The 23,600-nt window shown below is 58.6% G+C and carries 19 protein-coding genes and 1 pseudogene; 5 read left to right on the plus strand and 15 right to left on the minus strand.

What is annotated here, in order from left to right; all coding sequences use genetic code 11:
- Window positions 1-123, plus strand: a pseudogene (locus tag EQV90_RS20260) (hypothetical protein); the annotation flags it as partial.
- 239 nt (window positions 124-362) lie between these two features.
- Window positions 363-716 carry a BON domain-containing protein gene (locus EQV90_RS20265; protein WP_003439643.1) on the plus strand — a complete coding sequence of 118 codons (354 nt, stop codon included), beginning with the start codon at window positions 363-365 and terminating at the stop codon, window positions 714-716.
- A gap of 256 nt (window positions 717-972) precedes the next feature.
- Here the strand turns inward: EQV90_RS20265 and EQV90_RS20270 are convergent, their stop codons facing one another.
- From EQV90_RS20270 to dksA, 14 genes are all read right to left on the minus strand, one after another.
- Complete coding sequence (locus EQV90_RS20270) at window positions 973-3,897, minus strand: DUF748 domain-containing protein (protein WP_240878586.1); 2,925 nt, start codon at window positions 3,895-3,897, stop codon at window positions 973-975.
- A 107-nt stretch (window positions 3,898-4,004) separates the two neighbouring features.
- The gene (locus tag EQV90_RS20275; RefSeq protein WP_240878587.1) at window positions 4,005-5,018 is read right to left on the minus strand and encodes a class I SAM-dependent methyltransferase; all 1,014 of its coding nucleotides are present in this window, start codon (window positions 5,016-5,018) and stop codon (window positions 4,005-4,007) included.
- A gap of 133 nt (window positions 5,019-5,151) precedes the next feature.
- Complete coding sequence (locus EQV90_RS20280; RefSeq protein WP_003439649.1) at window positions 5,152-6,333, minus strand: acetyl-CoA C-acetyltransferase; 1,182 nt, start codon at window positions 6,331-6,333, stop codon at window positions 5,152-5,154.
- A gap of 137 nt (window positions 6,334-6,470) precedes the next feature.
- Window positions 6,471-7,340, minus strand: coding sequence for an oxygenase MpaB family protein (locus EQV90_RS20285; RefSeq protein ID WP_240878588.1), 870 nt, complete (start codon window positions 7,338-7,340; stop codon window positions 6,471-6,473).
- 88 nt (window positions 7,341-7,428) lie between these two features.
- Window positions 7,429-9,093 (minus strand): glucose-6-phosphate isomerase, encoded by a 1,665-nt coding sequence (gene pgi / locus EQV90_RS20290; RefSeq protein WP_003439653.1) that lies wholly within the window; start codon window positions 9,091-9,093, stop codon window positions 7,429-7,431.
- Between the two features lie 243 nt (window positions 9,094-9,336).
- The gene (gene panC, locus EQV90_RS20295; RefSeq protein ID WP_003439655.1) at window positions 9,337-10,197 is read right to left on the minus strand and encodes a pantoate--beta-alanine ligase; all 861 of its coding nucleotides are present in this window, start codon (window positions 10,195-10,197) and stop codon (window positions 9,337-9,339) included.
- Window positions 10,194-10,994, minus strand: coding sequence for a 3-methyl-2-oxobutanoate hydroxymethyltransferase (gene panB, locus EQV90_RS20300; protein ID WP_003439657.1), 801 nt, complete (start codon window positions 10,992-10,994; stop codon window positions 10,194-10,196). The genes panC and panB overlap by 4 nt, the downstream gene beginning before the upstream one ends.
- A 196-nt stretch (window positions 10,995-11,190) precedes the next feature.
- Complete coding sequence (gene folK, locus EQV90_RS20305) at window positions 11,191-11,700, minus strand: 2-amino-4-hydroxy-6-hydroxymethyldihydropteridine diphosphokinase (RefSeq protein WP_029612816.1); 510 nt, start codon at window positions 11,698-11,700, stop codon at window positions 11,191-11,193.
- A 3-nt stretch (window positions 11,701-11,703) separates the two neighbouring features.
- The gene (locus EQV90_RS20310) at window positions 11,704-13,098 is read right to left on the minus strand and encodes a polynucleotide adenylyltransferase PcnB (protein WP_003439661.1); all 1,395 of its coding nucleotides are present in this window, start codon (window positions 13,096-13,098) and stop codon (window positions 11,704-11,706) included.
- 735 nt (window positions 13,099-13,833) lie between these two features.
- Window positions 13,834-15,267, minus strand: coding sequence for a sigma-54 dependent transcriptional regulator (locus tag EQV90_RS20315; RefSeq protein WP_003439663.1), 1,434 nt, complete (start codon window positions 15,265-15,267; stop codon window positions 13,834-13,836).
- Between the two features lie 22 nt (window positions 15,268-15,289).
- Complete coding sequence (locus EQV90_RS20320; protein WP_240878589.1) at window positions 15,290-18,244, minus strand: sensor histidine kinase; 2,955 nt, start codon at window positions 18,242-18,244, stop codon at window positions 15,290-15,292.
- Window positions 18,228-18,404, minus strand: a complete 177-nt coding sequence (locus EQV90_RS20325) for a hypothetical protein (RefSeq protein ID WP_003176118.1) — start codon at window positions 18,402-18,404, stop codon at window positions 18,228-18,230. Before EQV90_RS20325 ends, EQV90_RS20320 begins: the two co-directional genes overlap by 17 nt.
- 78 nt (window positions 18,405-18,482) lie before the next feature.
- Window positions 18,483-19,379, minus strand: a complete 897-nt coding sequence (gene gluQRS, locus EQV90_RS20330; protein WP_240878590.1) for a tRNA glutamyl-Q(34) synthetase GluQRS — start codon at window positions 19,377-19,379, stop codon at window positions 18,483-18,485.
- Window positions 19,380-19,553: 174 nt separating this feature from the next.
- The gene (gene dksA, locus EQV90_RS20335) at window positions 19,554-19,994 is read right to left on the minus strand and encodes an RNA polymerase-binding protein DksA (protein WP_003439669.1); all 441 of its coding nucleotides are present in this window, start codon (window positions 19,992-19,994) and stop codon (window positions 19,554-19,556) included.
- Window positions 19,995-20,316: 322 nt separating this feature from the next.
- Here dksA and EQV90_RS20340 point away from each other — a divergent pair, with 322 nt between their 5' ends.
- The gene (locus EQV90_RS20340; protein ID WP_240878591.1) at window positions 20,317-21,489 is read left to right on the plus strand and encodes a pyridoxal phosphate-dependent aminotransferase; all 1,173 of its coding nucleotides are present in this window, start codon (window positions 20,317-20,319) and stop codon (window positions 21,487-21,489) included.
- Complete coding sequence (sfsA, locus tag EQV90_RS20345; RefSeq protein WP_127196813.1) at window positions 21,489-22,196, plus strand: DNA/RNA nuclease SfsA; 708 nt, start codon at window positions 21,489-21,491, stop codon at window positions 22,194-22,196. The genes EQV90_RS20340 and sfsA overlap by 1 nt, the downstream gene beginning before the upstream one ends.
- Here the strand turns inward: sfsA and EQV90_RS20350 are convergent.
- Window positions 22,179-22,517 carry a Rieske (2Fe-2S) protein gene (locus tag EQV90_RS20350; protein ID WP_003439680.1) on the minus strand — a complete coding sequence of 113 codons (339 nt, stop codon included), beginning with the start codon at window positions 22,515-22,517 and terminating at the stop codon, window positions 22,179-22,181. The two genes, sfsA and EQV90_RS20350, sit on opposite strands and share 18 nt — an antisense overlap.
- Before the next feature lie 175 nt (window positions 22,518-22,692).
- On the opposite strand from EQV90_RS20350, the gene EQV90_RS20355 reads away from it, so the two are divergent.
- Window positions 22,693-23,568: an ABC transporter substrate-binding protein gene (locus EQV90_RS20355; RefSeq protein ID WP_003439686.1), complete on the plus strand. Its 876-nt coding sequence runs from the start codon at window positions 22,693-22,695 to the stop codon at window positions 23,566-23,568.
- Window positions 23,569-23,600 lie beyond the last annotated feature (32 nt).

Here is a 23,600-nt window from a genome sequence, read left to right on the forward strand (position 1 = left end):
TGGTGAGTGAGTCGATATCGATCTACAACAGCGAGCGTCCGCACCAGTCTTTGAAATACAAAACGCCCGATGCAATGCATCGGGCGTTGGGGTGAAACAGGTGTAAACCTATTTCAGGACTAGACACTGCAAGAAAGCTGGCAGATTCAAGGCCAACTGCCATTAAGCAAAAAGCCGCAACTTGCATGCAGATTGACGGGCAGTCATGCAAACTGCACGATCCTTGGTTTTTTGATTGATTATAAGTTATTGATTTATAAGGTTTTTTTAATTTCAGAAAGTTGGCATAAGCCCTGCAACAGTATAGGTAACCCTGCTGCCATGAGATGGCGCAGATTTTAAAGAAGACAGGAGTTACTCGTATGAAGAAGTTTGCTATCGCTGCTGCAACTGCTACCGCTCTGACCCTGACCATGGCCAACGCCGCATTTGCTGCTCAATCGACTGCACAGACCCCTATGGTTGTCGCTGCTGGCGAAATGACTAAAGCCAAAGAAGCTACTTCTGACACCTGGATCACAACCAAAGTTAAATCTGACCTGCTGACTGAAAAAGGCATTCCAGGTACTGACATCAAAGTAGAAACCAATAAAGGCGTGGTTTCGCTATCCTCGACTGTAGCGGTAACCGACGCACAGAAAGAGATGGCAGTTGCAATTGCCAAGAAAGTTAAAGGTGTTCAGGCAGTTTCGGCCGATGGCCTGAAAGCTGAGTAAGACATCCCAATTCGTGGAACCGGGGGAAAGCCGGAGCAGGTGATTGAAAGATCACCTGCTGGCTTTGAATACAGGTTCATGCGACGACCACACGGATGTGGTCATTACAGCCCTCGGCGCTTGCGTCGGGGGCTGTTCTATTTGGGCGAAGGAATAGTGCGCAAACCTAGTAGGAGCGAGCTTGCCCGCGATCCGGCCTGTGCGGTACCTCATCCAGGCCGCAGAGCCGCCATCGCGAGCAAGCCAGGTGAGGGCTTTACTCGCTGTCCAGATGCAGCGGGGTGATTACCCGGCCATCGCTCTCTGCCTGACCCAGGGTGGCATCGATAAAGTACACGCGGTCATCCGCCAGTTGGCCATGGTCCACCAGATAGTCCTTGATGGTACTGGCACGATCCTGCCCCAGTTGGCGGAGCAGAACTTCACTTTTGCTCCAGAAGTCCACCAGCGCTGCACTCATCTTGGCCGCACGTTCATCACGACTCAGATCAGCCCACTCGGCAGGCGGCTGCTGTTTCAGGCGGGCCCGGTAAATCCCTTCCAGTAATGGACCTTTTTCATCATCCGGGACCTTGAGCTGCGAAGCCTGAGCCGGCACCTTTTCTCCCTTGCGCTGGAGAATCTTGTAGTAGGTGTACTGGTATTCGCGCTCAAGACGATCCTGGGCAATATGCGGGCCGTCACTGCTTTGCGCAGCGGTGCCTTCGATTTCCAGGCGCAGGCCCGGACGTTTTTTCAGCGCCTGGGCCAGGGTGTCCAGGGCTTTTTGCGCTTCAGGGCTCAGCTCGCTTGATCCTGGCGCGAATGACACCGTGCCCAGGTCTTCGGCGCCACCGCCGCTGACCAGCCCGCCAATGAACTTGAAGGGCGCTGTAGCGGCTCGGACCACAAGGTTGCGCAAGGTTTGCCAGACTATAGGCATTACGCTGAATTGCGGGTTGTTCAGGTCTCCGGTCACCGGCAACTCGATGGAGATGGTGCCGTCTGAATCCTTGAGCAAGGCAATCGCCAGTTTCAGGGGCAGGTTCACCGCATCCGGGCTGTCGACTTTCTCCCCCAGCTGCAATTGCTCGATGACAACCTTGTTTTCAGCCTTGAGCTGACCCTTGGTGATCAGGTAATGCAGATCAAGATTGAGGCGGCCCTTGCGGATACGGTAACCGGCAAACTTGCCGGAGTAGGGGGTCAGCGTAGTCAGCTCGACGCGTTTGAAGCTGGTGGCAATGTCCAGGCTGGCCATTGGATCGAATGGATTGACACTGCCCTTGATCGTAACCGGTGCATAGCGGTCAACCTTGCCCGAGATATCAACCCTGGCAGGTTTGGCATCACGGCTGTCAATGGTGCCGATCTGGCCGTTGAGTTGCTGAATGGCCGTGGCGAAGTTGGGGGTCAGACTGAAGTCGGCGAAATTGGCCGAACCATCATTGATCGCGATACCGCCGACATAGATGCCCAGCGGCTTATCCTGTTTCGCCGCGGGCCCGGCAGCGCCTTTCGCGCCACTGCTGGCCGGTTGCGGGATCAACAGGTCGTCCACGTTGGTGGTGCGATCATCGTTGATCATGAAGCGCACATAGGGCTGTGTCAGATTGACCTTGCTGATCGACAGGCTGTCGCCGTGCCGGTATTTGACATCTTCCAGCACCAGCCGCTGCCACTTGAGGAAGTCCCGGTTTTTCAGGGTGTCCAGAGTGTGCAGTTGATCGACCTGGGCACGACCCTCAACGGTGAAAGCCAGCGGTTCTGTGCTTTTGAGGTTGACTGCCAGGTCGCTGCCGAGCATGCCGCTACGCAGCTCAAGGCGCATGAACGGGTCGATATAGGCCTGGGCCACCCGCAGATCAATGTCTTTGGTGGTGACCTTGAGTGCGGCGCTGACCGGGCTCAGGTTCACATCACCGATGGCAGTGAGCTGGCCTTGTTTGCCAACGCCGGTGTCGAGCCTGAGGTTAAACGGCGACCGGTTCAGGCTGTCGAAGTTTTTCAGGTCCAGGTTCAGGGGGCCGATATCCAGTGCTACCGGGGTACTTGGCTGCTTGTCGGCCAGGTGCACCCGATAGTCGCGCAGTTCAACATCCTTGAGCAGCACCTGCCATGGTTTGCTCGGCGCAGCCGGGCCTGGTTTGGGGGCTTCAACAGTGACAGGGTCACTGGTTTTGGGTGCGGTTTTTGCGGGTTGCTCGGCAAACAGTTTTTGCCAGTCAAGCTGACCATCCTTCTCGCGAGCGGCCCAGGTTTCCAGGTTCTTGCTCTGGATCTTGCCGACAACCACTTTCTGTTTAGCCAGGTCCACCGTGGTGTCGCTCACATCAAGTCGCTCCAGACGCGCCAGCGGGCGGCCATCCGGGGCATTGATCCTGAACGGCGCGATGCTGGCCGAGGCATTGCTCAACACCATCTCGGTATCTTTGGCCAGATCCAGGGTGTAGTCGGTGCTGAAATTCAGAATGCCGTCTTCGAGTACCAGCGGCACCGAATCGCGGACATAGGGCCACCAGGCTTTCATTTTGGCGTCGGTGACTTTGAGTTCGCCCTGGGACGTAATCGGCACCAGGCTCAGCTTGCCGCTCCAGTCGACTCTGCCGCCCTCGGGGCCGGCAGCCACCAGCGTCATTTCAGCGTTGTCGTCGGGTAGGGTGCTGAGGTTTTTCAACTCAAAGTTCATTGAGTCGTAGAGAAACTCTATGGGCTCACTGGGACGCATATCGACGAAGTGCAGATAGCCGTCAGCCAGTTTTATATTGTCGATGCGCAGCGGGAAGGGTTTGCTTTGCGGCTCGTCGGGCTTGGGCTCGCTGGCAGGCAATTTGAACAGCTGGCTCAGATTGAGCGTGCCGTCCTTGTTGAACAGCACCTCGGTTTTGGGCTTGTCCAGCTGCACGTCGGCCAGGTGCAAGGCTTTGGTCCACACGCTGTCTGATTGCAGATTGACATAGAGTCGGTCAAACCCGGCTTGCTGCTTGCCCGGCTCGCCGACTTGCAACCCCCACAGTGTGAGCTCAAGGGTAAATGGATTGAACTCCAGACGGTCGAGTCTGGCCGGTACTGTGGCGTAGTTGGCCAGTTGCTGGTTGACGATACGCAGACCGATACCGGGTAAAATCAGGAAGCCCAGCAGGCTATAGAGTGCAATCGCTACCAGCACTGCGCCAATGGCGCGGATCAATCCTTTGGTCATGTGGGGCTTCGTCTATTGGTGGCCAAGGTGCCTTGGAGTATGGCACGCGTTTCTGGTTCCGAGACAAGCACCATATTTTAAGCGGGGTCTGGCTTTTTGGGTTCTGGTTAAAACTGCAAAATCAGGGTTTTGAGCGGCGGCTGCTGGTCCAGTGACGGGAAGTCGCTGGCCGGGCTCAGTACTTGCCAGTCGCGTACCGGGCGGCCGGCTTTTTCGGCACAGCGCAATACCTGCTCGCGCCAGTCGTCCATGCTGACTTTTGCCAGATTGTTGCAGCAGATCAGCACGCCATCTGGCGCAGTGGCCAGTACGGCGGGTTTTAGCAGGCTCTGGTAGTCACGCAACAGATCGACTGTACCGAAAGCGCTCTTGGCCCAGGCTGGTGGGTCCAGTAGCACCAGGTCGTATTCCCGCTGATCCAGACGCGGGTAGGACGGCAGCTTGTGACGACGCTGAATGATCGGCAACCCGGCCAGTTGGCGGATGGCGGCAAAGTAGTCGGACTGGACGAACTTCATCTTTTTCAGTTCAGGGTTCAGCAGGCCATTTTCACGACCCACCGCCAGGTTGCCTTCGGCAAAATCCAGATTGCAGACCTCACTGGCACCGCCGGCTGCGGCGCTCAGACCCACGCCACAGGTGTAGGCGAACAGGTTGAGCACGCTTTTGCCGGCGCTATGTTGTTTGACCCAGCCGCGGGCATTGCGCAGGTCGAGAAACAGCAGCGGGTCCTGGCCGGCATGGCGGCCACGCACCCGGTAGTTCAGGCCCCATTCATGGCCCACCAGATCTGCAAGGGCTGCTTCTTCGGCGCGGTACAGGGTATCTTCGCGATCGATGCGCGAGTTGCCCCGGGAACGGTCGTTGTAAACCAGCAGTAACTCCAGCCCCAGGTGCTGGTTGATTGCCCCGTGCAGTTGCAGCAAATCATCGAGCTCAAGACTCTGGTGGAAGCTTTGTACCAACAGCTGCGGGCCGTAGCGGTCAATAGTCAAGCCGCCGGCGCCTTCCTGACTGCCGTGGAACAGGCGATAGCAATCAGTGCCCTGAGCATGCAGCTCGGCCAATAAGTCCTGACGGTTATCGAGGGCGGCGCGCAGCGCCTGATTCAAGGAAGACATGCGAAGCGCCTTGGGGGGATAGATAAGGCGCGGCAGTTTAACAGAACGGGCATTTGTAGTCGCTGCCGCAGGCAGCCAAGGGTTGCACCGCAACCCTTGGTAACGCTCACCGCGAGCCCATTCAGGCTGTTGGTTATTCGCGTTCGATTGCCAGGGCTACACCCTGGCCGCCACCGATGCACAGCGTGGCGAGCCCTTTTTTAGCGTCACGCTTGAGCATTTCGTGGAGCAGGGTGACCAGAATGCGGCAGCCTGACGCGCCAATCGGGTGGCCAATGGCAATTGCGCCACCGTTAACGTTGACCTTGTCTGCATCCCAGTTCAGCTCTTTGCCGACCGACAGTGCCTGTGCCGCGAATGCTTCGTTGGCCTCGATCAGGTCCAGCTGCTCAAGACTCCAGCCGGCTTTGCTCAGGCAACGTTGAGTGGCGCTCACCGGGCCGATGCCCATGATTGCCGGGTCAACACCCGCGTTGGCGTAGGCGGCGATTTTGGCCAGCACAGGCAAACCCAGGGCTTTGGCTTTGGTTGCGCTCATCAGCAACACCGCTGCAGCGCCGTCATTGAGGGAGGAGGCGTTGCCCGCGGTGACCGAGCCGTCTTTTTTGAAGGCCGGCTTGAGCTTGGCCAGCGACTCGGCGGTGGTGCCGGCGCGTGGCTGTTCATCGGTGGCGAAGGCAATCGGATCACCCTTGCGCTGCGGAATCAGAATCGGCGTGATTTCATCCACAAAACGCCCGGTTTCGATGGCCTCTACGGCTTTCTGCTGAGAGCGGGCGGCAAACCCATCCTGCTCTTCACGGCTGATGCCGTACTTATCCACAAGGTTCTCGGCCGTGATGCCCATGTGGTAATCGTTGAACGCATCCCACAGGCCGTCACTGATCATGGTGTCGATGATCTGGCTGTGGCCCATGCGCAGACCGGTACGTGCGCCGGGCATGATGTAGTTGGACAGGCTCATGTTCTCCTGGCCTCCGGCAATGATCACCTCGGCATCGCCGCAACGAATGGCCTGCGCCGCCAGATGCAAAGCTTTGAGGCCCGAGCCGCAGACCTTGTTGAGGGTCATTGCAGGTACGGCGAACGGCAGTCCGGCCTTGATCGCGGCCTGACGTGCGGGGTTTTGTCCGGCACCGGCGGTCAGTACCTGGCCCATGATCACTTCGTCGACCTGGGCGCCGTCGAGGCCGGTTTTTTCCAGCAGCCGACGAATCACTGCGGCGCCCAGATCAACAGCGGGTACGTGGGCCAGCGAGCCCTGGAAGCTGCCGACGGCAGTGCGGGTAGCGGCAACGATTACGACGTCTTGCATTGCGGGAGTCCTCATTATTATTGGAATGTCAGGCCTGGAGACAGGCGGGTTTGGTTATCGCTGGCAAGCCAGCTCCCACAAGATCGGTAGCCAGCCAGTGGGAGCTGGTTTGCCAGCAGACAGGATCTGCATGGTATTCAACCTAGGCCCATACGCCGTCGCGCCCGCTGGACCGAGCCATTACGCACGGCCCAGCGCAGAATCGGCGCAGTACTGCTAACCCCTGCCCGTACCAGCTTTCGCGTCAGGGGCTGTTGCTGCAGGCCCAGTTGATCACTGGCCCAGTCCGGGAGCAAATCAATCCCTGCTTGCATCATCAGTGCACCAAAGGGTTTTGCAAGCAGGCTGGGGGCTGGCGCGTTGAGCAGCAGGCGCATCACCTCGTGACTGCGTTCATCGCACAGCAACTGTGGCCGCACGCGCTCCAGATAGTCGGCAATTTGCTGGCGGGAGCGCGGGACGTTGGTCGCCCCCAGGCGTTCGGCAACCAGGGCAATCTCGTCGTAGTACTGGTCTTGATCCGCGCCGGATAAATGCGGATTGCGGTAACGGATATGGGCCGCAAGGAAGTTGCTGACTTCGGCCACATGCACCCAGGTCAGTAACTCCGGATCACTGGCGGCATATGGCCGGCCATCGAGCCCGGTGCCTGTGACTTGCAGGTGAATGGTGCGTACTTTTTCGATCAGCCAGTTGGCGTCCCTGGTGGAGCCAAACGTGGTGCCAGAAATAAACTGCCCGGTGCGCCGCAGCCGTCCCAGCATGTCCTGGCGAAAATTGGAGTGGTCCCACACCCCGGCCAATGCCAGCGGGTGCAAGGCTTGAAGCATCAGGGCACTGATACCGCCAATCAGCATGCTGGTGAAGTCACCATGTACTTGCCAGCTGATGGAAGCGGGGCCAAACAGGCCGGGGTCGCCCGGGGGTGTTTCGAGGTCGAGCTGGCCAAGTGAAAGCCCGGTCAGGCTCATGATTTGGCGTTCGATAGGGCAGCGGATAAATTCCATGATACCTCGAGGGTGCCAGGGGCCGTTGACGTCGCCGTGATAGCTATGTGTCAACAGCCCCTGGCCAGTCGGGGAGACTGGCTATCAATCAACCGCGGTGACGACCGCGGAAGTAGTTGATCAGACCTTGGGTCGATGCATCGTCAGCAGGCTCTTCAAGGCTGCCGGTCAGGCGGTTGTAGACGCCTTTGCCGAGCTCTTTGCCCAGCTCCACGCCCCACTGGTCGAAGGCGTTGATGCCCCAGATCACGCTCTGTACGAAGACTTTGTGCTCGTACAGCGCAACCAGTGCGCCCAGACGACGAGGGCTGATGCGCTCAACCACAATGGTGTTGCTCGGACGATTGCCCGGGATCACCTTGTGCGGTGCGAGTTTTTGCACCTCTTCTTCGGACAGGCCCTTGTCGCGCAACTCCGCTTCGGCTTCTTCGCGGGTTTTACCCAGCATCAGCGCCTGGCTTTGCGACAGACAGTTTGCGTACAGCCACTGATGGTGATCGGAAACCGGATTGAAGCTGACGATCGGCACGATAAAGTCGGCCGGAATCAACAAGGTGCCTTGGTGGAGCAACTGGTGGTAGGCATGCTGGCCATTACAGCCAACGCCGCCCCAGATTACCGGGCCGGTGTCGGTCGACACGGGAGTGCCGTCCTGGCGCACGCTCTTGCCGTTGGATTCCATATCCAGTTGCTGCAAATGCTTGGTGATGTTTCGCAGGTAATGGTCATAGGGAAGGATGGCGTGGCTTTGCGCTCCCCAGAAATTGCCATACCAGACACCCAGCGCCGCCATCAGCACGGGCATGTTTTGCTCGAACGGTGCGTTCTGGAAGTGTTGGTCCATGCTGTAGGCGCCGGACAGCAGCTCTTTGAAGTTGGACATGCCGATGGCCAGGGCAATCGGCAAACCAATGGCCGACCACAGCGAGTAACGACCGCCAACCCAGTCCCACATCGGGAAGATGTTTTCTTCACGAATACCAAATGCTACCGCTGCCGCATTGTTGCTCGACACCGCGATAAAGTGACGGTGCAGCTCGGCTTCCGAACCACCTTGCGCCAGGTACCAGGCACGGGCGGCCTGGGCATTCTTCAGGGTTTCGAGGGTGTTGAAGGATTTAGACGAAACGATGAACAGGGTGGTTTCTGCACGCAGCTTTGCAGTCAGTTCATGGAACTCGCTGCCGTCGATATTCGCCAGATAATGGCAGCGTACGCCTTTTTGGGCGTAGGACAGCAGCGCTTCGGACACCAGTTCCGGGCCGAGGAACGAGCCTCCGATACCGATGTTCACCACATCAGTGATCGGCTTTTCGGTGTAACCGCGCCATAGGCCATCGTGAATCCGGCCGACCAGTTCGGTCATTTGATTCAGAACTTTATGCACCTGGGGCATGATGTTTACGCCACTTACCGACAGTTTGTCGGCCACTGGGCGGCGCAACGCGGTATGCAGGGCAGGCCGGTTTTCGGAGGCGTTGACGATTTCGCCTTCAAACAACGACTTGATCGCGCCTTTGAGATCAACCTCATTGGCCAGGTTAACCAGCAAGTCGCGGGTTTCATCGGTGATCAGGTTTTTCGAGTAGTCCAGAAACAAACCGCAGCTGCTGAGGGTGAAATCCTCGAAGCGCTTCGGGTTGCTATTGAATGCATCGCGCATGCTGAAATTTTGCATGTCGGCACGGTGAAGTTTCAACGCTTGCCAGGCAGGCAGAGCGGTAACGTCTTGAGGAGTGCGGTAGTACGCCATCGCTGCGAATATCCTTTTGCTTGAACTGCCTTTTGGACACTGAGAACACCGAGACCTTCGTTAATGTCGAGGTGCTCGGTCAGTCTGTTTCTGCATCTATGTCAGAAGTCGGGCGATAACAGTAAACCTAGCGCCCGCTTCTGTCTCGGTTTTGTCTGACAACAGGCCGTAACTTTTGTCACCGCTCTGTTATACAAGATGAAACGTTTCAGTGGTGGTGTGGGGGCCACACAATCGGTGCCGTTAAAGCCCGCTGTCGAGATTGAGATGCACGTTGTCGATCAGGCGCGTGGTGCCCAGGAACGCGGCCACCAAAATCACCAGGTCGCGGTCAGTCGCCAGAGCCGGGAGCAAGGTTTGTCCATGGCGCACTTCCAGGTAGTCCATGCGAAAGCCAGCAGCTTCGATTTGTTCCCGATGCAGGGCGGTCAGCTTTGCAAAGTCGCGTTCGCCTGCGTTGATGGCTTTGCTCATTGCTTTGAGGTGGCGATACAACTCAGGCGCTATGGCACGCTGCTCCGGGCTCAGGTATCCGTTGCGCGAAGACAGGGCCAGGCCGTCGTCGGCCCGTACGGTGGGCTCGCCAATGATCTGGAGCGGCATGTTCAGGTCATGGACCATGGCCCGAATAACCGCCAGCTGCTGGTAGTCCTTCTGCCCGAAGATAGCCAGGTCGGGCTGTACCATGTTGAACAGCTTGCTGACCACGGTGGTCACACCGTCGAAATGCCCCGGGCGGCGGCTGCCACACAGTTCATTGCTCAGCTGTGCCGCGGTAACACGGGTCAGCCCGGTCATGCCATGGGGGTACATTTCTTCAACGGTTGGGGCAAACAGCAAATGGCAGCCCGCCTGCAGGAGTTTTTCCTGATCGGCGGCCAGGGTGCGCGGATAAGTATCCAGGTCTTCGTTGGCACCGAATTGCAGCGGGTTGACGAAAATGCTCGCCACTACAAAGTCCGCCTGTTGAGCGGCGGTGGTGACTAACGCAGCGTGGCCGCTGTGCAGGTTGCCCATGGTTGGAACCAGGCCGATTTGCTTGCCTTCGCGGCGCGCGCGGGCAACGGCCGCGCGCAATTCGCGAACAGTTTTAACAGTGTTCATGCAGAGAATCCGTGCTCGGTGCCAGGGAAGCTGACGGCTTTGACTTCAGTCACGTAAGCGCCAAGTGCTGACTGGATATCGGGTTGGCCGGTCATGAAGTTTTTTACGAACTTGGGGACGCGTCCGGTCAGGGACAGGCCCAGCATGTCGTGCAGTACCAGCACCTGGCCGTCGGTGTCGCTGCCTGCACCAATGCCGATCACCGGGATTTTTACGGCGAGGGTGATTTCTTTTGCCAGCTCACTGGGTACGCATTCGAGCAGCAGCATGGCCGCTCCTGCCTGTTCCAGGGCGATGGCATCGGCCCGCATCTGCCGCGCCTGGTTTTCGTTGCGGCCCTGGACCTTGTAGCCGCCCAGTACGTTCACTGTCTGCGGGGTCAGGCCCATGTGCGCGCATACCGGAATCCCGCGCTCGGTCATCACGCGAATCGATTCGGCGAGCCACAAAGCGCCTTCTACCTTGACCATATGTGCGCCTGCTTTCATCAGCAGGGCACTGTTGTTCAAGGATTGCTCGAGCGTCGCGTTCGCCATGAAAGGCATGTCCGCGAGTATCAGTGCGTCCTGGTTGCCGCGCTTGACGCAAGCCACGTGGTAGACCATTTCGCCCGTGGTGACTGGCAGAGTGCTGTCATGCCCTTGCAGAACCATGCCCAGGGAATCGCCTACCAGTAACACTTCAACACCTGCCTGATTGCAGGCGTGGGAGAAGGTGGCGTCATAGCACGTCAGCATGGTGATTTTCTCACCTTTTTGCTTAAGGCTTTGCAGGGTGGTCAGGGTGATAGCTGGCATGAAAAGGATCCTCGTCAGGCAGTGTGATAACCACTGCGAGTAACGCGCGTGATTCATCGTTATAGGCAGGTACACCTTTATGGAGGGTGCTTGTTAAGCCTGCTTTTCACATTGCGCCGTCCAGTGGACGGCAGCGGGATGCCTATAGTCGTGACGAGCACACGGGAAGTCAATTCCGGGTGTTACTGGCGGAGTGTTACCGCGCCGGTTGATTCGATTCAGCGATGGGGGGAAGGCGCTCCAGACCGACAAAAGGGCACTCAGCCAATAGTTGGGCGAGGCTACGGCCATCGGCGAGGGTGAGCGTGGCGGGTGCCAGTTCGGCCAGCGGGTAGAGCACGAAAGGACGGGCCTGCATATGGTAGTGCGGGACTTTCAGGCGGGGGGTGTCGATCAGTCGGTCGCCGAACAGCAGGATATCCAGGTCCAGTGTGCGCGGGCCCCAGCGTTCGTGACGCTCGCGGCCCTGGTCGATCTCTATGGCTTGTAGCGCATCGAGTAAATCCAGGGGTTCCAGTTCAGAGTCGATAGCTGCCACCGCATTGGTGTAGCGCGGCTGACCGGGTAACAACGAGTCGCTTTGATAGAACGCTGAGACTCCGGCGAACCGGGAGTCAGGCAATTGCGCCAGCGCTTGTATGGCGCTGCGCAATTGCTCAGCCGGGTCAGCCAGATTGCTGCCCATTCCGATATAGATCCGTTCCATCGCTTACTCGTCCGCGGCGCCGCTGCGTTTGCGCTTGGTTGCGCTGGTGCGGCGGCGCTTGCGCGGGGCGGGCCCGGTGCCGTCTTCCTTGGCGTTGCTCAGGTCGCGGATCATGTCACGACGGCCACTGTCATTGGCGTCCTGATACTCGGTCCACCATTCGCCCAGGCCATGGGTCTCTTCGCCCGCGACTTCGCGCAAGAGCAAGAAATCATAGCCCGCACGGAAGCGCGGGTTGTCGAGCAGCATGTCGGCGCGTTTGCCACTGCGGCGCGGGAGACGCTCCTGCATGTCCCAGATTTCACGAATCGGGATCGTGAAGCGCTTGGGAATGGCGATGCGCTGGCATTGCTCGGCGATCAGTTCGTGTGCGGCTTCCTGCATGGCAGGGATAGGCGGCATGCCACGTTCCTGCAAGTACTCCACGCGAGCCGGCAGGGCAGGCCAGAGCAGGGCTGCAAACAGGAATGCCGGGGTAACCGGCTTACCTTGCTTGATGCGCAGGTCAGTGTTGCGCAGGGCTTCGCTGATCAGGGTATGGGTGTAAGTCGGGCTATGTTCCAGTGCCTCGGCGCTGGCCGGGAACAAAGGATCGAACAGCTGAAGGTCGACCAGCATTTCGAAGGTGTCGCAAGCGTTACCCGAGAGGAACAGCTTGAGCACTTCCTCAAACAGGCGTGCCGACGGGATCTCGCGCAGCATGGGTGCCAGTTCGCGAATTGGCGCCGCGGTATGCTTTTCGATACCAAAGTTGAGTTTTGCAGCAAACCGCACGGCTCGCAGCATGCGTACAGGGTCTTCCTGGTAACGCTGTTGCGGGTCGCCAATCAGGCGCAGCAAGCGATTGCGAATATCGTGTACGCCGTTGGCGTAATCGAGAATGCGTTCGCTGACCGGGTCGTAGTACAGGGCATTGATAGTGAAGTCACGACGCTGGGCGTCTTCTTCAAGGGTGCCGTATACGTTGTCGCGCAAAATGCGCCCGCTTTCATTACGCGAGGACTGGTTGCTGTCTTCCTCTTCGTCGTTTTGCGGGTGATTGGCACGGAAGGTGGCGACCTCGATGATTTCGCGACCAAAGTGGATATGCACCAATTTAAAGCGGCGACCGATGATTCGCGCATTGCGAAATTCGGCCCGCACTTGTTCGGGCGTCGCGCTGGTGGCGACGTCGAAGTCTTTTGGCGTGATGTTGAGCAGCATGTCGCGTACGCAACCGCCGACCAGATAGGCCTGATAACCGGCGTTCTGCAGGCGTTCGACGATATTGACCGCGTACCGGCTGAACTGGGCACGTTGCAGCGAGTGCTGGCTGCTGTTGAGCACTTCAGGGGTGCTGCGCAGTTGTTGCGTGCGACGCTTGGGGGAACGGAGTGACTGGAACAGCTTCTTCAGCATGGGATGCACTGTTTGAAGGAATGTTCGGCCAAAACGAAGAATGACCGCATGATGGGCGGGGATTCTAGCATTTAGTCAGGGGATGGTGTAGGAAGCTGAGCCGCTCTTGCGAGGGAAGCTGCAAGCAGCAAGTGAAAATAGCTGCAAGAGGCCTGAAGTAGAGCCTGTGAGGAAGTTTTTTCTGAATTGCAGAAACTACAAGGGGAGCCGAAGCTCCCCCAGAAGTAGTTGCGTGCTCTATTTTTATTATTGATTGCGGGCTTTTTGTTTTTGTTGATCGCCCCGGTTACAAAGGTCTTACCTGTGTAACCCTCCCAATCGGGAGATAAGAGCAAACGGATTGCTTTGGTCGCTGTGTTGATGTGATCCGTGATCCGACTAGTTCAGGCTCTGCTTTTTAAGTGCAGTTTTTGTTGTTCTCTGCCTAGCCATGGGGCAAGCCCCAATCACAACACCTCTCCAAAAGAATCAGTTAGCTGCGCCTCCGCCGTGTTGTTTTTGTTATGCGTGAGCCGATACGTCTTATTTTTATTGTGTGCTGCTGTGATTCTTATTGTTCTTGTACGGATACATATAGCAGGTGTCGTGCCAACTTTTGTACGGGCCAGCAAAATAAGGGGATTTCGGGGTTTTTGCTTTTTTCAGGGCAAAAAAAAGCCGGGTCTTCGTTACCGTAAGACCCGGCTTTTGTTACGTGATTAAACTGCGGTAACAGTTTTTTCACCTTTGACCCTGTTACCCCTCACTGGCGACGCCGGTTTTCCTGCGCGGGATGCCCAGCCGCTGGCGCCGTTCCCACAGGCATTTGCGACTGACGCCCAGCTTGCGCGCCAGTTCGGTCTCGGTCATGTGATCCTGGTGCTCAAGCACGAAGTGCTGAAAGTAGTCTTCCAGTGACAGATCTTCGGTCGGATCAAGGCTGGTGTTACCGCTGCTGATGCTCTGCTGCGGGCCCAGGCCGATGAAGTCATCGTCATGCAAATCGCTCAGTTCAATATCGATACCCAGCAGTTCGGCAGAGATTTCTGGGCTTTCGCACAGAATGACGGCCCGCTCTACAGCGTTCTCCAGTTCGCGAACGTTACCTGGCCATGAGTAATGGCTGATGGCGCGTTCGGCATCCGGGGCAAACTTCAGGTCGGTGCGGCCGACGCGAGCGCTTTGGCGGGCGAGAAACGCGTGGGCGATTTCGTTGACGTCAGCCCCGCGCTCGCGCAAAGCCGGGAGCTTGAGAGCGATTACGTGCAGGCGGTAGTAGAGGTCTTCGCGGAACTGGCCGACTTTGGCCAGGCTCTTGAGGTCGCGGTGGGTCGCGGCGATAAGGCGTACATCCACTTTTTGCGATTGCACCGAGCCCACACGACGGATCTCGCCTTCCTGCAGTACCCGCAGCAGGCGGGCCTGGGCTTCGAGGGGCAACTCGCCGATTTCATCGAGGAACAGTGTCCCGCCATCGGCAGCTTCTACCAGCCCGGCGCGGCCCGCACTGGCGCCGGTGAAGGCGCCTTTTTCGTGGCCGAACAGTTCGGACTCGATCAATGACTCGGGGATGGCTGCGCAGTTCACCGAAATCATCGGTGCCTTGGCTCGCCTGGACAGGTTGTGCAGGGCGCGGGCGACCAGCTCTTTGCCGGTACCGGACTCACCCTGAATCAATACATTGGAGTCGGTTGGCGCCACTTTGCGGATCTTGCTGTACATGTCCAGCATCGGCGGGCAGGACCCGATGATGCCAATCTCGCCGTTGCTGTTATCCACAGTGCCTTTGTCCGTGCTGCCGGCCTTGGCAGGACGTTCGGCAGACGTGCTCTGGAGGTTTTGGCGATCCCGCAGGATGCGCGCAACAGCTTGCAGCATTTCATCGTGATCAAAGGGTTTGGCGATATAGTCGACGGCACCCATTTTCATCGAATCCACAGCCGAGCGCAGGCTCGCATAGCTGGTCATGATGAGCACCGGCTTGCCTTGCCCGAGTTTTATCAACTCGGTGCCCGGAGCGCCTGGCAGGCGCAGGTCGCTGACAATCAAGTCGAACGAGGGAATGCTGAAGCGCTCCTGCGCTTCCTGTACCGAGCCGGCTTCGCTGACCTGGTACTGGTTACGCTCCAGTAAACGGCGCAATGCGGAACGGATGATGGTTTCATCTTCGACGATCAAAATATGCGGCATTGATTCGGTTCTCTCGACGGTCTCAGTTCACAGCGGACGTCGCTTCGACATGACGCGGAAGTGTCACCCGGATACGGGTTCCGCGTTGGCTTTGAATGTCAGCCGGGCTGTCGATGGTGATTTGTCCATAATGCTCTTCAACGATGGAATAGACCAGTGCAAGGCCCAGACCTGTGCCTTCACCCGGGTCCTTGGTGGTGAAAAAAGGTTCGAACAATCGATCGATGATGTTCTTCGGAATGCCGGTGCCTTCGTCTTCCACGATCAGGTCGACCGTGTGCTCGCTGGCTTCGCTTTTGACTCGCACGGCACTGCCGGCGGGCGAGGCGTCACGGGCGTTTGACAACAGGTTGATCAACACTTGGGCCAACCGTTGAGGATCGCCATCGACCCAGTGATCGGGGTCGCACAGGTTGTAAAACTGCACTTCGAAATTACGCCGGTTCAAGGCCAGCAATCCAATTGCATCCTGGGCAACCTCGGCCAGGCAGACCGGCTCATCGTTGTGCTGGTGACTGCCGGCGTGGGCAAAGCTCATCAGGGACTGGACGATGCGCGAGATGCGCTTGGTCTGCTCGAGGATCTGGCTGCTGATCTCGGTCAGCTCGCTGTCGTCCTCGCGTTCTTCGCGCAGGTTTTGCGCCAGGCAAGCGATACCCGTGACCGGGTTGCCGATTTCGTGGGCAACGCCCGCAGCCAGTCGGCCGATGCTGGCCAGCCGCTCGGAGTGCACCAGTTTGTCTTCGAGCATCTGGGTTTCAGTCAGGTCTTCGACCAGCAGCACCAGGCCGCTATTGCCCGGGGCCAGCGGTTCATCAATGGCCGCCTTGTGCAGATTCAGCCAGCGGGTCTGGCCGTCGAGGGCCAGATGCTGCTTGTGCAAGTGCTCGTCGGGCAAGTTGATGAACCCTTGCAGCAGCTCGCGCCATGGATCGCCCAGGGTACTCATGCGTGAACCGACCACGCGCTGTGCCGGGATACCGGTCAGCTCTTCCATGGCCTTGTTCCACATCAGGATTTCCTGGTCCTTGGCCAGTGAACACACACCCATCGGCAGCTCTTGCAATGTCTGTCGGTGGTAGCGGCGCAGGGCGTCAAGCTCTGCGGCCAGGCCGGTCAGACGGGAGTGGTAATCCTCAAGCCGGCTTTCGATGAAGTGAATGTCTTCAGTGACATAGTTTTCGCCGCCGGACTTGTAGGGCAAGAAGGTTTCGACCATATCCTGGGCCACGCTGGGGCCCATCAGGCCCGAGAGGTTGGCTTCGATCCGGTCGCGCAGGCGGCGCAGGGCATAAGGGCGGCGTTCATCGAAGGGCAGGAACAGGTCGCGCAGCGCTTGCTCGACTTCTTTTTGCGCCGCCTTTGCCCCCAGCGGCTTGGCCAGTTGAGTGGCAAATTCCTGGGGCGAGGCTGCATGCAGTTCACGCCGTTGCGGGCGTCGCACGTTATCGACGGCACAGGCTTCGGCGGCACTGGCTTCTTCCGGGCTGGCATTGGTAAACAGGGAAATCAGGGTAAACATCAGAACGTTGGCCGCCAGCGAGGCAATGGCTGCCATATGCCAGCTGGTGTCGTCCAGCACATAGATCATGTTCAGCCACGGGATGTAGAACCCCTGGAAATCGCCGATCAGCGGGAACAGCATACTGGCCATCCACACCAGAATCCCCGCCAGCAAGCCGGCAATAAATCCGCGTCGGTTGGCCGTCGGCCAATACAGTACCGAGAGCACCCCGGGCAGGAACTGCAAGGTGGCAACAAAGGCCACGATGCCGAGGTTGGCCAGATCCTGTTCGGCCCCCAGCAGCAGGTAGAAGCCATAGCCGGCCATGATGATGGCCACGATCAGCGCCCGGCGGGTCCATTTCAGCCAGCGATAGATATTGCCTTCGGCGGGGGGCTGGTAGAGCGGCAGGACCAGATGGTTCAAGGCCATGCCCGAGAGTGCCAGGGTGGTGACGATGATCAGGCCGCTTGAAGCTGACAGCCCTCCCACATAGGCCAGTAACACCAGGGGTTTGCTGTTGGCGGCGATGCCGATGCCGAGGGTGAAGTATTCGGGGTTGGTGGTAGCCCCCAGTTTCAGGCCGGCCCACAGGATCAGCGGTACAGCCAGGCTCATCAGCAACAGGAACAGTGGCAGCCCCCAGCTGGCGCTGACCAGTCCGCGAGGGTTGAGATTTTCTGTGAAGGTCATGTGATACATGTGCGGCATCACGATCGCAGAGGCAAAAAACACCAGCAGCAGGGTGCGCCACGGGCCTTCCTGCAGCGGTGTATGCAGGGCTGCGAGGGCCGTCTGGTTCTGCAGCAGCCACACTTCCAGTTGTTGCGGCCCATCGAACACGCCATACAGCGCGTAAAGGCCCACGCCACCGATGGCGATCAGTTTTACTACCGACTCGAAGGCAATGGCGAACACCAGACCTTCATGTTTTTCCCGGGTCGCAATGTGGCGCGAGCCGAAGAAAATCGTGAAGAGGGTGATCAGCGCACAGAAACTCAGGGCCACGCGGTGCTGCACCGGTTCGCGGGTGAGGATGCTGATGGTGTCGGCCACGGCTTGAATTTGCAGGGCCAGCAGCGGTAACACGCCGATCAGCATGAAAATCGTGGTCAGGGCGCCGGCCCAGGTGCTGCGGAAGCGGAACGCAAACAGGTCGGCGAGCGATGAGAGTTGGTAGGTGCGGGTAATCTTGAGGATGGGGTAAAGCAGCACCGGCGCCAGCAGAAATGCCCCGGAGACCCCCAGGTAGCTGGATAAAAAGCCGTAGCCGTACTCGTAAGCCAGCCCGACGGTGCCGTAGAACGCCCATGCGCTGGCGTAGACGCCGAGGGACAAGGTGTAGGTCAGCGGGTGACGAATGATTGCACGCGGGATCATGCCGCGTTCGCTGATCCAGGCAACGCCAAACAGTACCGTCAGGTAGGCGGCGCTGATGAGGATCATCTGGGTCAGGCTAAAGCTCATCGGCATCTTTTTGGCTCTGCAGAATAAAGGTCACAACGATCAGAATCAGCCAAAGCAGATAAGGCCTGTACCAGGCGCCCGTGGCGTCGATCCACCAATCCATGATGGCGGGAGAAAACAGGTAGATCCCGACAACCAGCAACAGGACCAATCGATAGATATACATCCCGCCCTCACTTTTACAGGCCGCATGCCCAAAAACGTGCGGCGATGGTAACGGATGGCTGGCAACCTGCAAGGGCTGTCAGCGTAATTGCGCTTCGGCCAGGGTGAGCGTGCGCGGGATCAGGCTGGCATTCCAGTGCGTGACAGCCCAGTCGAGGACTTCACGGGGGCTGGCATGGCAGAGGCGATCATCGGTGGCCTGGCCCAAGGTACGTAATGCGCGAAGCAGCAGCGGTGTGGCCTGGCTGGCCGTCAGGGGCGGCGAGCGATACGACTTGCCGAGTTTGTGGCCATCAGGTTGCACGATCAGCGGCACATGCAGGTAACGCGGCTGCGACAAGCCCAACAGTTCCTGCAAGTAGAGCTGGCGCGGTGTGGAGTCCAGCAAGTCGGCCCCGCGCACTATGTCAGTCACGCCCTGCCAGGCATCATCGAGCACCACCGCCAATTGGTAAGCATAAAGCCCGTCGCGGCGGCGAATCACAAAATCGCCGACTTCACGGCCCAAGTGCTGGCCGAAGGAGCCCTGCACCCGGTCTTCAAATCCATACACCAGCTCGGGGACGCGCAAGCGTATTGCTGCGTTATCCATGGAGTGCCCGGCATTGCGGCACAACCCCGGGTAAACCCCGTTGTAGCCTTCGAGTTGTTTGCGCGAGCAGGTGCAGGCATATGCCAGGCCTTGACTGAATAGTCGATCAAGCACCTGAGCGTAGGCGTCGTGACGTTCGCTCTGGCGCACCAGTTCGCCATCCCACTCAAAGCCGTAGCGCTCCAGGGCGTCGAGAATCGCCGCCTGGGCGCCGGGCATTTCCCGTGGCGGATCGAGGTCTTCCATGCGCAGCAGCCAGCGTCCGCCCACAGAACGGGCATCCAGATAGGAGGCGAGGGCGGCAACCAGTGAGCCAAAATGCAGATGGCCACTGGGCGTCGGGGCGAAGCGCCCGATGTAGGAGGGGTTCGAGGAGGCAGTCATGACTTGGATCCTGGGCGCACCCTCTGTGGGAGCGGGCTTGCCTGCGAAGGTATCACCGAGGGGGCAGACAGGCAGAACCGTCCGCACCGCTGGCGCGCCAGCTCCCGCGATGGAGTCGCAAATTACAGAAACAAAAATGGGGCGTTCGCACGCCCCATCTGGTCAGGCCGGCGATTACTTGCCGACTTGTTTTTCCTTGATTTCAGCCAAGGTCTTGCAGTCTACGCACATGTCGGCAGTAGGACGGGCTTCAAGTCGACGAATGCCGATTTCGACGCCGCAGGATTCGCACCAGCCGTATTCTTCGTCTTCGATCAACTGCAACGTCTTGTCGATTTTCTTGATCAGCTTGCGCTCGCGATCGCGGGCACGCAGTTCCAGGCTGAATTCTTCTTCCTGGCTAGCGCGGTCGGCCGGGTCAGGAAAGTTTGCCGCTTCGTCTTTCATATGATCAACGGTGCGGTCAACTTCCTGCATCAAGTCCTGTTTCCACTTTTGCAGAATCTTGGTGAAGTGTTTGCGCATGGGTTCGCCCATGTACTCTTCGCCCTTCTTTTCAACGTACGGTTCGAAACCGCTGAGTTGACTATTCTGTTGCTTAGCTTGTGTGGGCATGAAATGGACCGCCTCTCATTCTTCTAATCCATTGCGCAGGATTGCAACATCACCGACACCTGCCGGCCCTGCGGCTGCAAGCGGGCGAACTTACCAGATCAAATCGGGCCGCGCTACTCCCGGTTGTCTAGCCCGTTGCCAGTGGCCATGTGCAGAGCCTGTGATGCTTGAGATTAGTGGCTGAATATTAATTTTAGCCGAGCTATGACCGATGCTTGCGCTGATTGGTTCTACTGACTGGCAATCTAAGAGCCTATTTAACTCTCCCTTGCGGCGGCGCTTGGGTAGAATCGGGCTTTTGCTTACCCAGGAAGGCAGGCTCATGGCTCAGTCTTACAGTGCGCGCAGTCGCGCGATCGAACCGTTTCACGTAATGGCATTGCTGGCGCGTGCCAACGAGTTGCAGGCGGCGGGGCACGATGTGATTCACCTGGAAATTGGTGAGCCGGACTTCACCACTGCTGAGCCGATCATTGCTGCCGGTCAGGCGGCGCTGGCCGCGGGTAAAACCCGCTACACTGCGGCCCGCGGCTTGCCGGAACTGCGCGAAGCCATTTCCGGGTTTTACCAGCAGCGTTACGGTCTGGACATCGACTCTTCACGCATTTTGATTACCCCTGGTGGTTCCGGAGCCTTGCTTTTGGCCAGCAGCCTGCTGGTGGATCCGGGCAAGCACTGGCTGCTTGCCGACCCGGGCTATCCGTGTAACCGACACTTCCTGCGTCTGGTTGAAGGGGCGGCGCAACTCGTACCTGTCGGTCCGGAGGTGCGTTATCAACTGACAGCCGATTTGGTTGAGCGCTATTGGGACCAGGACAGTGTCGGGGCGCTGGTGGCTTCCCCGGCGAACCCCACCGGCACGATTTTGAGCCGTGATGAGCTGGCCTCGTTATCGGCAGCAATCAAGGCGCGTAACGGGCATTTGGTGGTGGATGAGATCTATCACGGCCTGACCTATGGCTGTGATGCGGCCAGCGTGCTGGAAGTTGATGACAGTGCGTTTGTGCTCAACAGTTTCTCCAAGTATTTCGGTATGACCGGCTGGCGGCTGGGGTGGCTGGTCGCGCCGCCGGAAGCTGTGGCTGACCTGGAAAAGCTGGCGCAGAACCTCTACATCAGTGCTCCGAGCATGGCCCAGTATGCTGCGCTGGCCTGCTTTGAGCCGCAAACGCTGGCAATTCTGGAAGAGCGCCGGGCAGAATTCGGGCGTCGTCGCGACTTTTTGCTGCCGGCGCTGCAAGAGCTGGGGTTCGGTATCGCCGTAGAGCCGGAAGGTGCGTTTTACCTGTATGCCGATATCAGCGCGTTTGGTGGGGATGCCTTCGCATTTTGCCGGCACTTCCTTGAAACGGAGCACGTGGCCATTACTCCGGGCCTGGATTTTGGTCGTTTCCAGTCAGGTCACCACGTCCGTTTTGCCTACACCCAAAGCCTGCCGCGCTTGCAGGAAGCCGTTGAGCGGCTGGCTCGTGGCCTGCAGAGCTGGAAAGGCTGATGCGCTTTTCTCCGGCGCTGGAAGAAGGGCGTTTGCTCAAGCGATACAAGCGCTTTCTGGCCGATATCGAAACGGCTGCGGGCGAGTTGATCACCATCCATTGTCCGAATACCGGTTCGATGCTCAATTGCATGGTCGAGGGCGGGCAAGTCTGGTTCAGTCGCTCCAACGATCCCAAGCGCAAGCTTCCCGGGACCTGGGAAATCAGTCAAACCCCGCAAGGACGCCTGGCGTGCGTGAACACCGGGCGCGCCAATCGCTTGATCGAGGAAGCACTGCTGGCGGGGGTGATTACAGAGCTCAATGGCTTCACCGCGCTCAAGCGTGAAGTGGCTTACGGGCAGGAAAACAGCCGGATTGATTTTCGGCTGGAGTACCCCGACGGCTATGCCTTTGTCGAAGTTAAAAGTGTCACCCTGGGATTTGACGACTCGCCGGTAGCGGCTTTTCCGGATGCCGTAACGCAACGTGGCGCCAAGCATTTACGTGAGCTGGCGACTCTGGCCCGCCAGGGCGTACGTGCGGTGCAGCTGTATTGCGTCAATCTCACGGGAATCGACGCGGTACGCCCGGCTGAAGAAATCGACCCGGGCTACGCAGCCGCATTGCGCGAGGCAGTCGCTGCCGGGGTACAGGTGCTGGCTTATGGTGTGAGCCTGACGTCCGATGCCGTGGTGGTTGATCGTCGCCTAGAGGTCATCCTCTGAGGCCTGCAGGGTGATCCAGATGCCCTGACTGTCCTCGTGGCAGTCAATGGCAGTCAAGGATTGCCCGGCGCAAGGCCCGGCAACGCATTCACCCGTTTCTATCAAAAACAGTGCGGCGTGGGTGGCGCACTGGATCAGACTGGCACTGGCATCGAGGAATTGGTCCGGTTGCCATTCCAGAGGCACACCGCGATGCGGGCAACGGTTTTTGTAGGCATATACCTGGCCGTCGCGGCGAATTGCGAACAGGCGCGTGCCATTGTGCTCGAAGCCGCGGCTGCTACCTTCAGTCAGCGTCTGCGAGGGGCATAAAAACTTCATGACTATCCTTAATCGCACCTAAACCATTGGTCGATGGCGCGGGTTAGAGCGGGTTAGAGGTTGACGTGCAAATGCAAACAATTATCAAATAGCCCTTTGCTCTGCGATCTACTGTTTCCACGGTGTGGCAATTGTGTTGCCGCCCTAAGCCCTCTTTAGCAAGGAACCCCACTGTATGCGCTTGAGTACCCGCCTGATTACGCTTTGTGCAGGCCTGATGATCAGTCATGCCGGCATGGCTGGCGAGTTGCCACAACGCTGGGTCAGTGCTGGCGGTGCACTCTCTGAGTGGGTCAGTGCATTGGGCGCTGAGTCTAAATTGGTTGGGGTCGATACCACCAGCCAACATCCTGAATCACTTAAATCTCTCCCCAGCATCGGCTATCAACGTCAGCTCTCGGCAGAAGGGATTCTGAGTTTGAAACCGGATGTGTTGATAGGCACCGACGAAATGGGCCCGCCACCCGTTCTGGCGCAGATACGCAGTGCCGGTGTGCCGGTTGAGATGTTCTCGGCGCAGGCCGACCTGGCAAGCCTGGAGGCTACGCTCAAGCACTTGGGGCGCCTGTTGGGTGACGAGGCGCAAGCCGCACACCTGTTCAAGGATTACCAGCAGCAACTGCAGGCGCATCAGCAGCAAGTCACCCGGATCAAAGCGCTTCACGAGGCACCCGGAGTGCTGTTGCTGTTGGGGAATGCGGGCGGCAAGCCTTTGATCGCCGGCAAGGATACGGCCGCGGACTGGCTGCTGACTCAGGCGGGCGGACATAACCTTGCCACCCACACGGGCTACAAGCCGTTTTCGGTCGAGGCGCTGGCCGGGTTGAACCCCCAGGTCCTGGTATTCGCAGACCGTAGCCTGACCGGCGAACAGGCCCGCAAAGCACTGATGAAAGAAAACCCGATTCTGGCTTCGATCCGAGCAGCCAAAAACGGTCGGGTCTACGAGTTGGACCCGACGCTGCTGGTGGGCGGCCTGGGGCCGCGTCTGCCGGCCAGTTTGAAGCAGCTGACGGCTGAGTTTTACCCTGAAGGTGCAGTTAATCCATGAGGACACTGGTCAAGCCTCGCACCTTGTTCATT

Origin of the sequence: Pseudomonas sp. TMW22089, assembly GCF_022496645.1 — a bacterium.
Classification (GTDB): Bacteria; Pseudomonadota; Gammaproteobacteria; order Pseudomonadales; family Pseudomonadaceae; genus Aquipseudomonas; species Aquipseudomonas paraversuta.